This window comes from Stenotrophomonas maltophilia group sp. msm1 (assembly GCF_032025805.1).
Lineage (GTDB): Bacteria > Pseudomonadota > Gammaproteobacteria > Xanthomonadales > Xanthomonadaceae > Stenotrophomonas > Stenotrophomonas hibiscicola.
Genome location: NZ_JAVSKH010000002.1, coordinates 1177689 through 1190773, shown reverse-complemented (window position 1 = coordinate 1190773; position 13085 = coordinate 1177689). Strand labels below are relative to the sequence as shown.

16 protein-coding genes and 1 pseudogene are annotated in these 13085 nt (G+C 67.4%); 12 read left to right on the top strand and 5 right to left on the bottom strand.

Annotated elements, in window-relative coordinates; genetic code table 11:
* Positions 1-6: 6 nt before the first annotated feature.
* Genes ROV95_RS13160 through ROV95_RS13145 form a run of 4 tightly spaced genes read right to left on the bottom strand, consistent with a single transcriptional unit; the run spans position 7 to position 2054 of the window.
* Complete coding sequence (locus ROV95_RS13160) at positions 7-237, bottom strand: hypothetical protein (protein ID WP_021202364.1); 231 nt, start codon at positions 235-237, stop codon at positions 7-9.
* Positions 234-659 (bottom strand): VOC family protein, encoded by a 426-nt coding sequence (locus ROV95_RS13155; RefSeq protein ID WP_005409768.1) that lies wholly within the window; start codon positions 657-659, stop codon positions 234-236. Before ROV95_RS13155 ends, ROV95_RS13160 begins: the two co-directional genes overlap by 4 nt.
* 10 nt (positions 660-669) lie before the next feature.
* Positions 670-1131: a helix-turn-helix transcriptional regulator gene (locus ROV95_RS13150; protein ID WP_180876850.1), complete on the bottom strand. Its 462-nt coding sequence runs from the start codon at positions 1129-1131 to the stop codon at positions 670-672.
* Positions 1128-2054 carry a LysR substrate-binding domain-containing protein gene (locus ROV95_RS13145; protein WP_180876848.1) on the bottom strand — a complete coding sequence of 309 codons (927 nt, stop codon included), beginning with the start codon at positions 2052-2054 and terminating at the stop codon, positions 1128-1130. The genes ROV95_RS13150 and ROV95_RS13145 overlap by 4 nt, the downstream gene beginning before the upstream one ends.
* A 92-nt stretch (positions 2055-2146) precedes the next feature.
* On the opposite strand from ROV95_RS13145, the gene ROV95_RS13140 reads away from it, so the two are divergent.
* From ROV95_RS13140 to ROV95_RS13125, 4 genes are all read left to right on the top strand, one after another.
* A complete protein-coding gene (locus ROV95_RS13140) occupies positions 2147-3187 on the top strand; it encodes a twin-arginine translocation signal domain-containing protein (protein ID WP_312544777.1) in 1041 nt (346 codons plus the stop codon).
* On the top strand, positions 3184-4065 hold the full coding sequence (locus tag ROV95_RS13135; RefSeq protein ID WP_312544776.1) for a hypothetical protein: 882 nt from the start codon (positions 3184-3186) through the stop codon (positions 4063-4065). Before ROV95_RS13140 ends, ROV95_RS13135 begins: the two co-directional genes overlap by 4 nt.
* Positions 4066-4133: 68 nt before the next feature.
* Positions 4134-4670, top strand: coding sequence for a hypothetical protein (locus ROV95_RS13130; RefSeq protein ID WP_312544775.1), 537 nt, complete (start codon positions 4134-4136; stop codon positions 4668-4670).
* Positions 4663-4971: a hypothetical protein gene (locus tag ROV95_RS13125; RefSeq protein WP_312544774.1), complete on the top strand. Its 309-nt coding sequence runs from the start codon at positions 4663-4665 to the stop codon at positions 4969-4971. Before ROV95_RS13130 ends, ROV95_RS13125 begins: the two co-directional genes overlap by 8 nt.
* Here ROV95_RS13125 and ROV95_RS13120 read toward each other — a convergent pair whose 3' ends face one another.
* The gene (locus ROV95_RS13120) at positions 4972-6327 is read right to left on the bottom strand and encodes a sigma-54 dependent transcriptional regulator (protein ID WP_312544773.1); all 1356 of its coding nucleotides are present in this window, start codon (positions 6325-6327) and stop codon (positions 4972-4974) included.
* Positions 6328-6723: 396 nt separating this feature from the next.
* Here ROV95_RS13120 and ROV95_RS13115 point away from each other — a divergent pair, with 396 nt between their 5' ends.
* The 8 genes and pseudogenes from ROV95_RS13115 to ROV95_RS13080 all read left to right on the top strand — a co-directional run bounded on the left by ROV95_RS13115 (position 6724) and on the right by ROV95_RS13080 (position 13070).
* Positions 6724-7254, top strand: coding sequence for a hypothetical protein (locus ROV95_RS13115; protein ID WP_171953058.1), 531 nt, complete (start codon positions 6724-6726; stop codon positions 7252-7254).
* Entirely contained in the window at positions 7251-7868 is a 618-nt protein-coding gene (locus tag ROV95_RS13110; protein WP_312544772.1) for a hypothetical protein, read from the top strand. The genes ROV95_RS13115 and ROV95_RS13110 overlap by 4 nt, the downstream gene beginning before the upstream one ends.
* Positions 7869-7911: 43 nt before the next feature.
* Positions 7912-9228: a hypothetical protein gene (locus ROV95_RS13105; protein ID WP_049409613.1), complete on the top strand. Its 1317-nt coding sequence runs from the start codon at positions 7912-7914 to the stop codon at positions 9226-9228.
* 100 nt (positions 9229-9328) lie between these two features.
* Positions 9329-10033 carry a C39 family peptidase gene (locus ROV95_RS13100; protein WP_049481097.1) on the top strand — a complete coding sequence of 235 codons (705 nt, stop codon included), beginning with the start codon at positions 9329-9331 and terminating at the stop codon, positions 10031-10033.
* Between the two features lie 12 nt (positions 10034-10045).
* Positions 10046-10795 carry a hypothetical protein gene (locus ROV95_RS13095; RefSeq protein WP_021202351.1) on the top strand — a complete coding sequence of 250 codons (750 nt, stop codon included), beginning with the start codon at positions 10046-10048 and terminating at the stop codon, positions 10793-10795.
* A gap of 46 nt (positions 10796-10841) precedes the next feature.
* The gene (locus tag ROV95_RS13090; protein WP_312544768.1) at positions 10842-12134 is read left to right on the top strand and encodes a transporter; all 1293 of its coding nucleotides are present in this window, start codon (positions 10842-10844) and stop codon (positions 12132-12134) included.
* A 45-nt stretch (positions 12135-12179) separates the two neighbouring features.
* Positions 12180-12653: pseudogene (locus ROV95_RS13085) on the top strand (NAD(P)-binding domain-containing protein); the annotation flags it as partial.
* A complete protein-coding gene (locus tag ROV95_RS13080) occupies positions 12642-13070 on the top strand; it encodes an NAD-binding protein (RefSeq protein ID WP_312545134.1) in 429 nt (142 codons plus the stop codon). The pseudogene ROV95_RS13085 and the gene ROV95_RS13080, both read left to right, overlap by 12 nt.
* Positions 13071-13085 lie beyond the last annotated feature (15 nt).

Genomic DNA, 13085 nt, shown 5'->3' with positions numbered 1-13085 from the left:
CCGGCGTCAACCCGCAGCGCCCTGCCCGGCGCTGCGGCACCTGCCGCTGTAGTGCAGCGCAAACAGGTACAACCCGGTGAACAGCTGCAGGAACAGCGGCGGCAGCGGCGCATAGGTGATCCACGCTGCAGGTTCGCCCTGCCCCAGCCCGCGAACGGCGAAGTTGGCGATCACCGCCAGGGTGAACACGATCGAGGTCCAACGATGCACGGGCCGTGCCCAGCCACCGCGGCTCATTGCCGGCGCCTCGCTTCGGAACGGGCTTCGATCATCTTCCAGCCATTGCCTGACGGGTCACGGAATCCGGCGTCGACGGCGCCATAGCGCTCGATCGGCTCCTGGGTGAATTCCACGCCCTGTGCCAGCCATTGCGTGTAGCGCGCCTGGCAGTCATCCACGGCCAGCACCAGGGGCGGCATTGCGCCCTTGGCCACCAGCTGCTGCAGCGCAAGTGCGGTAGCGGCGTCGTGGGTGGGCGGGCCTGGCACGAACAGGCCCAGCTGGAAACCGTCCTGGCCCGGGCTGCGGACCGTCAGCCATCGGTAGCTGCCATTGCGTACGTCGGTATGCACTTCGAAGCCGAGCTTGCCGACGTAGAACGCCAGCGCCTCATCCTGGTCGCGCACATACAGGCCGACCGTGTTCACAGTGTTCGTCATGGGACCTCCCTCAGGTGGGGTCCACGTTAGCAACCGCCTCGCGGCGGCGCTTCTCCAAAACTGCGATCTTCAGGTCCGGGCGCTGCGCGGCGCGTGCATGGCATTCCGGCACGCTGGCCGACGCCGCCCGGGTTGCACGCTCACGCTCACGCACATTGCCCGGGCTGTCACCGGTGATGGCACGGAAGATGCGGCCGAAGGTACCCAGGCTGCTCCACCCGGTCTGCGCGGCGATTTCGGTGACCGGCAACTCGGTGTCACGCAACATCGCCACGGCCCGTTCGATGCGCCGGCTGAGGAGATAGCGGTGCGGTGGCAGCCCGAAGGCCTGCTTGAACGAGCGGGCGAAGTGCGCCGGCGACACTGCACTGACCTCGGCCAGGCGCGCGACCGGCCATTCCTCATGGCTGGCGCGGTCCATCCGGTCCTTGGCACGCAGCAGGCGCCGCAGCAGTTCGGGGCTCTGGTTCATGGCACCACCGCCTGGGCCAGGTAGTGGCGTGCCGCGTGCCGCGCCTCAGCGGCCTGCTCGACCAGCCAGTCACGCAATGCAATCACCTTGGCACTGCCATTTCGCGCCGTGGGTGCCACGAACCAGAAGCTGCGACCGTCGCTGGCGACACCCGGATGCGCCTGCACCAGCCGCCCGCTGTCCAGCTCGGCCTGGAAAAGGATCGGCGAACCAATGGCGATGCCTTGCCCGGCGATCGCGGCGCCGACATCCAGATGCTCGACGGCAAAGGGCGCGACGAAACTCTCCGCTGCCGGCGGTGGGATGTGCCCGTGCGCGGCAAACCACAGGGCCCACCAGTCCGGCCGCCCGAGCAGGGGAATCTCCAGCGCGCTGGTCCCCAACCCACGGGCCGCTGGCAGCAGCGCCGGCGCACACAACGGTGTGAACACGCTGGGAAACAAGGGAGTTGCCTGAAGACCCGGCCATTCGCCCTGGCCATTGCGGATGGCGGCATCGAAGTGACCGGCGGCCAGATCCTGCGGCGCTGCCGACAGGTCCAGTTCCAGCACGAGCTGCCGGTGGCGGGCACGGAACGTGCCCAGTCGCGGCGTCAGCCAACTGGTGCCCAGCGTGGGCAGCACGGACAGGCGCAGTCGCGCCGCATCCATGTCTGCGGCGCGCATGAAGCTGGCGCGCAGTGCATCGAATGCCCGGGTGGCCTCCTGGGCGACGCTGGCACCCGTCGCTGTCAGTTCTACGTGCTGTGCATGGCGCAGGAACAGGCAGGTACCGGTCTGGGCCTCCAGCCGCCGCACGTGGTAGCTCACCGATGCCGCACTGGTGTCGAGCTCTTCGGCGGCACGCGCGAAGCTGCCCAGCCGCGCCGCCGCCTCGAAGGCACGGATGGCGGCAAGCGATGGCAGCTGGCGTTGGGTGACCATAAGTGTGACTTAGCCTGAGCCCCGATATCTGCGTGGTCAATCCCCCCTCGTGCCCGCAACGATGGAGGCACCTTCGACAGGGGATCACGCACATGGATCGACGGCAGTTCCTGGCCACCCTGGCCGCCGCGGCGGCATCTACGGCGCTGCCCTCCGGGTGGGCCCTGCCCAGCCACAGCGAAGACTGGACATGGTTGCAGGGCAACTGGCGGGTCCGGCACCAACGCCTGAAGGAGCGCCTGGTCGGCGATACCCGCTGGGAGTCTTTCACCGGCTCCAGCGCGGTATGGCTCACCCTGGGCGGACTCGGCACCATCGATGACAACGTCATGGCGCTGCCTTCGGGCCCCTACAGGGGGCTGGGCGTGCGTGCATTTGATCCAGTGTCTTCCACGTGGTCGATCTGGTGGATCGATGGCCGCAATCCTGCCCATATCGAAGCCCCTGTGCGCGGCGCTTTCAAGGGCGATGCCGGCAGCTTCCGCGGCACCGACCGGATCGACGGGCGCCCCGTCGAGGTCTGGTTCCGTTGGCATGACATCCACGGCGAGGAGCCGTGGTGGGAACAGGCGTTCTCCGACGATGCCGGTGCGCACTGGGAAGTGAACTGGCGCAACTGGTTCCGCCGCACTGCTGCGGTCCCCTCTCCGCTTCCGAAGCTGCCGGATGCACCGGGCGATTTTGATTTCCTGGTGGGCCATTGGAACGTGCGCCATCGTCGCCTGCGCGCTCGGCTGGCAGGCAGCGATGCATGGGACGCGTTCAACGGCACCCTGCACAACTGGCCGGTCCTGGGAGGATTCGGCAACGTAGGTGAAAACCTGATGGACATGCCTGGAGCGCCGCTGCGAGGCATGGGCATCCGCGCCTGGAATGCGGCGGAGCGGCACTGGCTGAGCTGGTGGCTGGATGGCCGGGAGCCAACCCGGATCGGCGCGCCACTGCGTGGTGGTTTCCATGCCGGTGTCGGCCGCTTCTTCGGCGAAGACCAGCACGACGGTCGATCAATCCAGACGCGGGTGATCTGGTCACGCATTACCCCGCGCTCGGCGCGCTGGGAACAGGCGGCATCGACCGATGGCGGGCGCAGCTGGGAAACCAACTGGGTCAGCGACTTCGAGCGACAGGCATGAAGGCGCTGCTGGCCGTGATGCTGCTGGTTGCTGCGTCGCCTCCCGCGTCTCCATCACGGGTGCTGCGGATCGTCGGCCCCGCCGAGCGCTTTGCCCCGGGCGTTGCATCCACGCAATACGACGAGATTCGACTGACCTTGAGCCCGGACGGAAAAACCGCACTGTGGTTCAGCCGCAACCGGCCCGGCGGGCCGGGTGGGTATGACATCTGGGTCTCCCGCAACGATGGGCAGCGCTGGCGGCCGGCGATGCCGGTGCCGTTCAACTCGCCGGGGCGCGACTTCGATCCCGCTTTTTCCGCCGATGGCCGCGTGGTGTATTTCTGTTCGGATCGCGCAGGCGGCCTGGGCGGCGACGATCTGTACCGGGTCAGCATGGGGAGCGACGGTCGATTCGGGAAGCCGGTCAATCTTGGCCCGGCAGTGAACAGCGCGGCCGATGAATTCGCGCCGATGCTCTCGCCGGACGCAGCCACGCTGCTGTTCTCCAGCGATCGCGCAGGCGGTGCGGGTGGCCATGACCTCTACGTCGCAGCGATGGTCCGTGACATGGCGCAGCCGGCACGGCCGCTGCCGGGAGACCTCAATACCGCAGCGCAGGAGTTCGATGCCACCTTCCTGGGCGACGGCCGGACGCTGGTGTTTGCCCGCGCCCTGGACTTCGGCAGTGCACCGGTACGCCAGTTCATCGCCTACGAGCGTGGAGGCCGGTATGACGCGGGCCTTGCATTGCCCTCCCCCTTGAACGAGGCCTCCGGCGACAGCTACGGCGCGATGCTGGATGGCTCGCAACCCGACACCTTGACCTATTCGGCGCGGCGCGCGGTCGGTGCAGGGTTGGACCTGTACCGCATCCGCTTTCGGATGATGCGCCCTTGAAGGCAGATGTTGTCGATTTTCCGCGCCCCGGTTCGTCGAGAGGATGACTACCCCAGGAGAAAACGCAGATGGCCTCACACCAGTCCCTTGCCTGCGCCTGCGGCCAGGTACGCCTGACCGCCACGGGCCAACCGATTGCCACCGTCGAATGTTGCTGCGACAGCTGCCGCAAGGCCGGCGCCATGCTGCAGTCGATGCCCCGAGCACCGGACGTGCTGGGCCCGCACGGCCAGACGCTCTTCGTAATGCACCGCAAGGATCGCGTCAGCATCGATGCCGGGCATTCCATGCTGCGTGCCTTGCGATTGTCCAGCCGGGGCGGCAGCCGCCGCGTGCTGGCCGGCTGCTGCAATACGCCGCTCTTCCTGGAGTTCAGCGGCGGCCATTGGCTGAGCCTGTATGGCCTGTTGTGGCCGGCATCGACAAGACCTGCCGTGGAGATGCGGACCATGGTCAGTGATCTTCCTGATGCGTCTGTGCTTCCTGACGATGTGCCGAACCTGAAGACCCGGTCGCTGCGCTTCTATGCGCGGTTGATGAAGGCGTGGATCGCCATGGGCTTCCGCAGCCCACGCATCGAGGTCGCGGGAGATACCCATGCCTGAGCCAGGACGGATCGAGATCGAAAACATCACCACGCCCGGGCACATCCAGCGCGTGGATCGCGCCAAGTACCTCGCCATGCGCCATGCCCTGCTGCGGGCGCTGCCCGCGCAACCGCCCGGCCTGACCGTCGCGCAGGCGAAACAGGCACTGCTGCCACACCTGCCCGCCGCGCTGTTCCCGGCAGGTGCCACCGCCGGCTGGTGGTTGAAGGCCGTGCAGCTGGACCTGGAAGCCAAGGGCGTGATCGAGCGCGTCGCGGGCAAACCGTTGCGCCTGTTCAAGCACCTGGCGGCCGGCTGATCAGCGCTGGGCAGGCAGTTCCAACCGGTGCTTGCGGCACAGGCGATACACCGTGACCCGCGATACCTGCATCTGCCGCGCGCACTCGGAGACGTTGTAGCCGGTCTGGCGCAGGGTCTGCAGCAGTACATCGCGCTCGGCCTGGCCGCGCGCATCGTGCAGCATCGCCGCGGGCAGGGCCGCTACCGATGCGCCCAGCTCCAGGTCACGCTCACTGATCAGCTCGCCTTCGGCCATGATCGCTGCACGCTGCACACGGTTCAGTAGTTCGCGTACGTTGCCGGGCCAGTCGAAGCGCCGCATCGCCTGCAGTGCGGCCGGTGCGAAGCCGCGTGCACGCACGCTGTGGCGCAACCGGAAGCAGCGCAGGAAGTGCTCGGCCAGCAGCTGCACGTCGGCACCGCGCTCGCGCAGCGGTGGCATCAGCAGGCGCAGCACGTTCAGGCGGTAGTAGAGATCGCTGCGGAACCGCCCCTGCGCCACCGCGTGTTCCAGTTCGACGTGGGTCGCGGCAAGTACTCGCACGTCCGCGCGCAGCGGCTGGCTGCTGCCCACGCGCTCGAAGGTCCCCTCCTGCAGCACGCGCAGCAGGCTGGTCTGCGCTTCTGCCGGCAGATCGCCTACCTCATCAAGAAACACCGTACCGCCATGGGCGGATTCGAACACACCGATCTGCCGCTTGTCGGCACCGGTGAACGAGCCACGTTCGTGGCCGAACAGCTCCGACTGCACCAGGCTGGCCGGAATCGCACCACAGTTCACCGCAATGAAAGGCCTGCCGGCGCGCCCCGACAGCGCATGCAGCGCATGTGCAGCCAGTTCCTTGCCTGTACCGGTTTCGCCGGTGACCAGCACCGGCAGTTCCACCGGCGCGAACTTGTGCAGCACCGTGCGCACCGCATGCAGCGCAGCGCTTTCGCCAATCAGTGCATGCGGTCCATACCCACTGCAGGTTGCATCGACAGACGGATCATCCGCATCGAACTGCTGGCGCATTGCGCAGACCAGATCCTGAAGGCCGAACGGCAGCGTGAAGCGCGCGCCACATCGCTGCAGCAACGGCAGCCAGGCCGGCGATGTGGGGCCGGCGCCCGGTGGCAGTACCGCCAGCCAGGGCAGATGCTGGTGCTGCTCGATCCACGGCGCCAGCAGCTGCAGCGACGCCGCATCGAGATGGCGCAGATCGAGTACGGCGAGCAATCGATCGCGCCCACGCAGGCCTATCGCCATGGCGGGATCGGGATGGATGCTGCGCACATGCCAGCCTGCTGCCGCCAGCGCACTGCGCTCGTTCGCCAACGGCTCGCCAAACCAGAGCACGCAACGTGACGTAGAAGCCTCCGGGACCGCTGCCATGCTTCCCCCAGCATCCGGACACCGTCGGCGGACTGTCAGGCAATCGCCGGCGTGCCGCCCCCCGCCGGGACCTCTACGGCCACCGGGGCGGCCTTTGTTGGGCGGATCCTAGCGCTTCCCTAAACGGCGGCGCAATGAGCAATGCGTCAAGAAATTCGTGGCTGAACCGGCACCGTTGCAGACGGCGGCGCCACCTGTAACACCCATGCAACAGTTGCCCGCCGCCCTTGCCCTGCGGTGCCTGGGGCTTCGAAATCCCGACAATTCCCCGACGTGCCTGTAACACCGTGGCAGCAGCACGGTCAGGTGCTGCACGGTCCCGACATTGGCGGGTGGGCACTTCCAGGTTGGCACGGTTGATGCGTGGTTCCGCCGCACCCATCGCGGGAGATCGGCATGGACGGCACCACCCTGGTTCGCGGCCTGGCCGCAGCACTGGCAATCGCCCTGCTGTCGGTTGGCACGGGCGCATCCGCGTCGGGCGCCCGCCAAGGCGTGAAGGCACAGCCGGGCGAAATCGTCCTGTTGCGGGACGTCTCCGCGCGGCCGGCCTATCGCATGGCACCACCGGGCATGGCCCTGATTGCCGACCCGAAGCCACAGCGCGAGATCGCCACCGCATTGGGCGCCGGTGGCACGACGAACGGCATGGACGAGTTGAGCGATGAGGACTATGCCGGCATGGGTGCCGGCCAGGCAGCGTCCGTCGCGACACCGGGCGGCACTACCGTTGAACGGGTCACCCAACAGGCCCTGGGCGGCACGCTTGGCCGCGGTGGTGATGGCATGGTCGGCAGCAACCTCGGGGGCGCCATGAGCGGTCCGCTCGGTGCGGTCGGCAGCAGCACCCGCGGTATCGCCGATACCGTGCGCGGCGCACTGGCCCAGTTCCCCCTGCAGGGCACGGCCCCGGCAGGTGGAAAATGAAGGCCCTGCACGGCGTGCTTCTGCTGCTCGCTGCCGCGCCCTGGGCGACCCGGGCCGATGACTACAGCGGCATGCTCGCCTATCTCGACGTGGCCCGCATCGACGGCCACGCACTGGCCGGGGCGACAGGTGCCATCGCCCTCAACCAGGCCGCCGGCGACCTCAACGTGCAGGCCAACCTGCGGGGTATCGCCAAGGGCGATCGCGCCGACGTGGCGATCAATGCCCGGCAACTGCAGCAGGGCAACCGCGTGCTGTCCGGGCCGCTGCAGGCCACCGCGTTCATTGGCGGTGACGCACTGGCCGGTGCCAGTGGCATCGCATCCATCAACCAGGCCAGCGGCATCGCCAACACGACGCTCAACGTCGTCAGCGCGACGCTGGCCCGACAGGGCATACGCGAAACCGACGATACGGCCTTGGCCGCCGAGGGTTCCGCGTTGGCAGGGGGGCGGGACGACACCGGTTACGGCGTCGCGACGGGCACCCGCAGCGCCGGTGTAGCCAGCACCGCATTGCGGGGATTCGACGGGGTCCTGCAACTCAATCAGATCGCGGGCAACGGCAACGACACGGCCAACGTACTGGGCCTGGTCGTGCAGGACCGCCCGTGACAACCACCCAACCGATGCACCACCTGATGAGAGAGAGGGCACCATGAAAGCGACCGTCAAAAAGACCATGCTCGCCATGGCGATTGCCACTGCCTCGACCGCCGCTGCGGCCAATGGCTGGGACAACCAGAACGCCAACGCGAACATCAACCACAACCACACCGTCAGCGAGACCCGCAACGACACGCACAACCACACCGACAACGACGTGCGCAACCGCACCGTCAACGTCAACGTGCAGAAGCACAGCAACATCCAGGCCGACGAACGCAAGGAAAAGAACAACCACGGCGTCGACGTGAACCTGGAGAAGGACCTGCGCCTGAGCACCGACATCAATTTCTCCGGCGACCCGAACATCACCGGCGACATCGACCTCGACTCGGCGGCCATTGCCGTGATCGACAACCGGCAGTCGATCAGCAACAACGCCACCAGCAACAGCCTGGTCACCAACAGCGCGTCGATCGGTGACAGCGTCGGCGCCGGTGCCTCGGGCAATCTGGGCTTCAATGTCGTCTCCGGCGACAACAATGCGCAGGACAACGCGGCCTCACTATCTGCGGCCGATGCGTCCTTCAGCTTCGGCATGGCCGACGCCGAGGTATTCGTCAACCAGGCCGGCTTCGGCAACGCCACCATGAACTCCGGTGTCACCAACGCCGCAGGTCTCAGCGGCAACGCCTTTGGCGGCGCGTCCGGCAACATCGGCGTGAACATCGCCTCGGGCAACAACAACGAGCAGAAGAACGCCCTCGCGGCCTCGGTCGCGACCACGGCGGTGGCCCAGTCGAGCATCAGCTCCAACCAGGTCTCCACCGGCAACACGGTCAGCAACGCCGGCTTCGTGCAGTCCTACACCGATACCGTGCAGGTCGGCATGCGTGGCGGCGTCAGCGGCCTGACACTGGCCTATGGCGCGGGCACCTACCGCGGCACCGGCAACGCCTACCAGATGGCCAACTACTACCTGGATACGTGGAGTGGCGAGCTGCCGCACCCGGGTGGCAACAGCACCGGCCATATCGATCTGGACAACCAGATCCAGAACGCCACGATGAACCCCAACCGGCCAGGGGTGGGCGGCCTGGGCTTCGATACGCGTGAGAGTGGCACCAGCCAGTTCGTCGAACTGGGCGTGGCTGACCTGTATGCCAGCCTCAGCGGCACGGTCAGCACCACGCGGTGGGTGAACGTCAATGCGACCAACACCTCGGCCTTGTCCGGCAGTGCCTTCTCGGGCGCCTCCGGCAACATCGGCGTGAACGTTGCTGCGGGCACCGGCAACCTGCAGGCCAACAGCCTGGCCCTGGCAGTCGCCCAGCCCAGCACCGGCGGCGGTGGTGGCAGCGGCGAGTAAGCGCAACACCCCGGCCGTCCGCCAATGGCCGGGTCCCCGGGAGCCCCTGTTCCTCCTCCCCCTTGGAACGGGGGCTCCCCCCTGCTGCCGGAGAACGTAGATGATCCGTTGCCCTCCATCGATGCGCCTGCTGGCCTGCCTGTGGCTGCTGGGCACCGCATCGGCGTGGGCCGGCGAGGTCCACTTCGCCGGCGTGCTGCCCAACGGCGCGCTGCTGCAGCAGAAGGTCGAAAGCATGCAGGAGCGGCGCTACCGCAACGTGGTGCGCCAGCACACCGATTACAGCTGCGGGGCGGCCGCATTGGCGACCATCCTGCGCCATGCCTATCACCTGCAGACCGACGAAGCGACGGTGATCGAAGGAATGATGGGGGTTTCCGATCCAGCGCTGGTGGCCGAACGCGGCTTCTCCCTGCTCGACATCAAGCGCTACGTGGAATCACTCGGCATGCGTGGCCGGGGCTACCGCATCGATGAAACACGACTGCGCACCCTTCGCGTGCCAGGACTGGTGCTGATGGACGTGCGCGGCTTCCGCCATTTCGTGGTGCTCAAGCAGGTGCGCAACGGCATCGTGGAAGTGGCTGACCCGATCCTCGGCAACCGCAGCCTGGCGCTGCCGGAGTTCCTGGCCGCCTGGCCATCGCGCGCGGTCTTCGTGGTGATCGGCAGCGACTTCGATCGCAACACCGTTCTTCTGCAACCCAGCGAACGGCCAAGCGCCCGCGCGCTCTACGCGCGGCAAGGGCCGATCACCGATGCCGAACTGGTCGACTTCGGCTTCAGCCACGCCGACCTGTTCTGAGGAGGTACGACCATGTTCCGTCAACACGTATGGATGGCTCTGCTGCTGATGGCCCCTGCCCTGCCCCTGCAGGCCGCCGACGGCAGGACGGGGCGTGGACTCACGGAAATCCCCGACCCGGAGCTGAGCCTGATGCGGGGGCGCTACACCGTGGGTGGCAACAACGTTGCCTGGTTCGGGGTCACCATGGTGTCGCAGTGGCAGGCCAGCAACGGCACGACCCTGCAGGGCAGCCTGACCCTGGGCATGGACTTCCGTGGTGCTGGCGCGCCGAAGCTCAGCTTCCAGCCCAGCGTGCATGTCACGGCAGCCGATGCGCCGCTGCCCGATACCCACGGACGCAGCATCGACAGCAGCGGCCTGGCCAATGCCAGCGGCCTGGTGCAGAGCGTGCAGGTGGCCGGCGATGGCAATGTCGCGCGCAACGTCACCACGCTGACCGTCCGCGAGGGTGGCGTGCCGGCTGTTCTCTCTGATGGCGCAGGCAACGTCACCGCGCAGCCGGCCGGCGCCAGCGCGACGGCCGTGCTGGAAGGCAACCAGGCACACCTGCTGCTGCAGGTGGATGGCCAGGGGCTGGTGCAGCAGTGGATCCGCAATGGCAGCGTCGGCCAGGGCATCGCCCTTACCGGTGACGGCCAGATCGCCAGCAACCAGCTGCGGCTGGAGCTGGTGCGCAACGCCGTGGGCGGCAATCTGCCGTTGAGCCAGAACGTGGCCCAGGCGATTGCGTTGAACCGCGGCATGGGGCCGGGCCAGTAGCAGGGCCTGGCATTGGGGGAAACGCTCCACAACGCAGGACACGAACATGCACACCCTGATGAGGATCACCCCGTTGGCGCTGGCGGCGCTGGCGGGCACCGCCCTTGCCGTGCCGCCGACGCCTGACGATGGCGCAGACGTGCAGGCCCTGGCCAACCAGCTGGAACAGCTGAAAGCCAACTACGCACAGGAAGTGCGGCGGTTGCGCGAACTGGACATGCAGGTGCAGGCCATGCAGGCGCGCCTGGGCGGGCGGGTTGGCCCGGCTTCGACCCCACCGGCCGCGCCATTGGCACAGGCGGCGGCCGCCGCGGTTCCACCAAGCAGCGAGGGCTACGCCAGTACCGTCGCAGAGGCCCAGCAGGCCAGGCAGGAGTCGCGGCGCAGCGTGGACGACGTGAAACAGCAGCAATCGGCCCTGTTCTCGCGTCGCTTCACCGTCGAGAACAGCCTCACCTACGCCCGCTATGACCGCAAGCAGCTCACCCTCAACGGCTTCCTCGCGTTGGACGCGATCTTCCTCGGCAATATCGCCATCGAGAACGTGGAGTCCGACTCGCTGACCTATAACGTGGCAGCCCGCTGGGGCGTCAGCCCGAACCTGACCCTCAACCTGGATGTGCCCTACCTGGCGCGGCGCACCGTGTACCAGAAAGGCGGCGCCGGCGGTGCAGCAGCCGCCATCGCGCAGGAGCAGACCAACGGCAACGGCCTGGGCGACATTGGCCTGAGCGCGAACTACCGGCTGTTCGGCGAACGCGGCTGGCGTCCGGAGACCGTGCTCACGGCCGGCGTCACCGCCCCCACCGGGCGCGCACCCTACGGCCTGGACTGGAAGGTGATCGAGCGCGATGACGACGACTACATCCGCTTCGCCGTGCCGCGCGAGCAGCCCACCGGCAACGGCGTTTGGCAGGCCAACCTCGGCCTGTCGATGGTGAAGACCGCCGACCCGGCCATCCTGTTCGCCAACGTCGGGTACGTGCACTCCATCCCTCGCGGCTTCAACGACATCGACAGCAATCCGGATACGGTCAACCCAGGCGACGTGAAGCTGGGCGGCTCGGTGTACTTCGGTGCAGGTGTTGCCTTCGCATTCAACGAGCGGACCAGCCTGAGCCTGTCCTTCAGCGACCGCATCAGCGCCCGCGCCTCCACCCGCTTCCAGGGTGGCAAGTGGATGAAGGTGATCGGCAGTGACGCCAATGCGGCATCCTTGAACCTGGGCGTGACTTATGCGTTGAACCAGCACACCACGCTGGTGACGCTGCTGGGCATCGGGCTGACCCCGGATGCGCCGGACTTCACGTTGGCGTTCAAGATTCCTTACATGCTCTAGCGGCCACTGCCCATGGCATGATGGGCGCTCTGCGGCCAGCGGACGTCCATCATGCGCATCGGATTCCTGGGACTTGGAGTGATGGGAACGCCCATGGCGGCCCATCTGGCTCGCGCAGGTTACGAGGTATGCGGCTGGTCGCGCTCCGACCGCAACCATGCGGCCGCGCGCACCGCCGGCATCAACGTCTGCGAGGCGGTGGACGAGGTATTCGCGGCCTGCGACACCCTCATCCTGATGCTGGCCAATGACGATGCCATCGACAGCGTGCTCGATCGGCATGGCGCGGCGTTTGGCGAGCGGGTCGAGGGCCGCCTGCTGATCAACATGGGTACCAGCTCGGCAGCGTACTCACAGGCGCTGGCCGAACAGATCCGTGCCGCGGGCGGCCGCTACGTGGAAGCGCCGGTGTCTGGCTCACGCGTGCAGGCCGAAGCGGCGCAGCTGGTGATCCTGCTGGCCGGTGCCGATGTCGACCTCGCGGCAGCCGCCCCACTGGTTGCACCGATGGGCAGGCAAACGGTGTGCTGCGGTGCAGTGCCGTCCGCACTGCGCATGAAACTGGCGGTGAACCTGTACCTGATCACCTTGGTCACCGGCTTGGCCGAAGCGGTGTGCTTCGCCGAAGCACACGGCATCGAGCTTGACCGCTTCGCGCAGGTGCTCAACGCAGGGCCGATGGCCAGCGAAGTATCGCGAATCAAGCTGGACAAAATGATCCGTGGTGACTTCAGCGTGCAGGCGTCGATCACCGACGTGCGCAAGAACAGTGGGCTGGTAGCCGCTGCCGCCCATGAGGTGGGCATGCATGCGCCCTTGATCGACGCCAGCGACGCGCTGTTCGCACAGGCACTGGCGTCCGGATCGGGGGCGCTGGACATGGCGGCCGTGCTGCAGGCGGTACGGGCCGGGCCAACCGGCACTGGCCGACGCTGATCCGGATTCATGTTC

Coding starts and splice junctions, on each gene's coding strand:
- ROV95_RS13160 (WP_021202364.1), bottom strand. CDS start 237: ATGAGCCGCGGTGGCTGGGCACGGCCCGTGCATCGTTGGACCTCGATC.
- ROV95_RS13155 (WP_005409768.1), bottom strand. CDS start 659: ATGACGAACACTGTGAACACGGTCGGCCTGTATGTGCGCGACCAGGAT.
- ROV95_RS13150 (WP_180876850.1), bottom strand. CDS start 1,131: ATGAACCAGAGCCCCGAACTGCTGCGGCGCCTGCTGCGTGCCAAGGAC.
- ROV95_RS13145 (WP_180876848.1), bottom strand. CDS start 2,054: ATGGTCACCCAACGCCAGCTGCCATCGCTTGCCGCCATCCGTGCCTTC.
- ROV95_RS13140 (WP_312544777.1), top strand. CDS start 2,147: ATGGATCGACGGCAGTTCCTGGCCACCCTGGCCGCCGCGGCGGCATCT.
- ROV95_RS13135 (WP_312544776.1), top strand. CDS start 3,184: ATGAAGGCGCTGCTGGCCGTGATGCTGCTGGTTGCTGCGTCGCCTCCC.
- ROV95_RS13130 (WP_312544775.1), top strand. CDS start 4,134: ATGGCCTCACACCAGTCCCTTGCCTGCGCCTGCGGCCAGGTACGCCTG.
- ROV95_RS13125 (WP_312544774.1), top strand. CDS start 4,663: ATGCCTGAGCCAGGACGGATCGAGATCGAAAACATCACCACGCCCGGG.
- ROV95_RS13120 (WP_312544773.1), bottom strand. CDS start 6,327: ATGGCAGCGGTCCCGGAGGCTTCTACGTCACGTTGCGTGCTCTGGTTT.
- ROV95_RS13115 (WP_171953058.1), top strand. CDS start 6,724: ATGGACGGCACCACCCTGGTTCGCGGCCTGGCCGCAGCACTGGCAATC.
- ROV95_RS13110 (WP_312544772.1), top strand. CDS start 7,251: ATGAAGGCCCTGCACGGCGTGCTTCTGCTGCTCGCTGCCGCGCCCTGG.
- ROV95_RS13105 (WP_049409613.1), top strand. CDS start 7,912: ATGAAAGCGACCGTCAAAAAGACCATGCTCGCCATGGCGATTGCCACT.
- ROV95_RS13100 (WP_049481097.1), top strand. CDS start 9,329: ATGATCCGTTGCCCTCCATCGATGCGCCTGCTGGCCTGCCTGTGGCTG.
- ROV95_RS13095 (WP_021202351.1), top strand. CDS start 10,046: ATGTTCCGTCAACACGTATGGATGGCTCTGCTGCTGATGGCCCCTGCC.
- ROV95_RS13090 (WP_312544768.1), top strand. CDS start 10,842: ATGCACACCCTGATGAGGATCACCCCGTTGGCGCTGGCGGCGCTGGCG.
- ROV95_RS13080 (WP_312545134.1), top strand. CDS start 12,642: ATGGGCAGGCAAACGGTGTGCTGCGGTGCAGTGCCGTCCGCACTGCGC.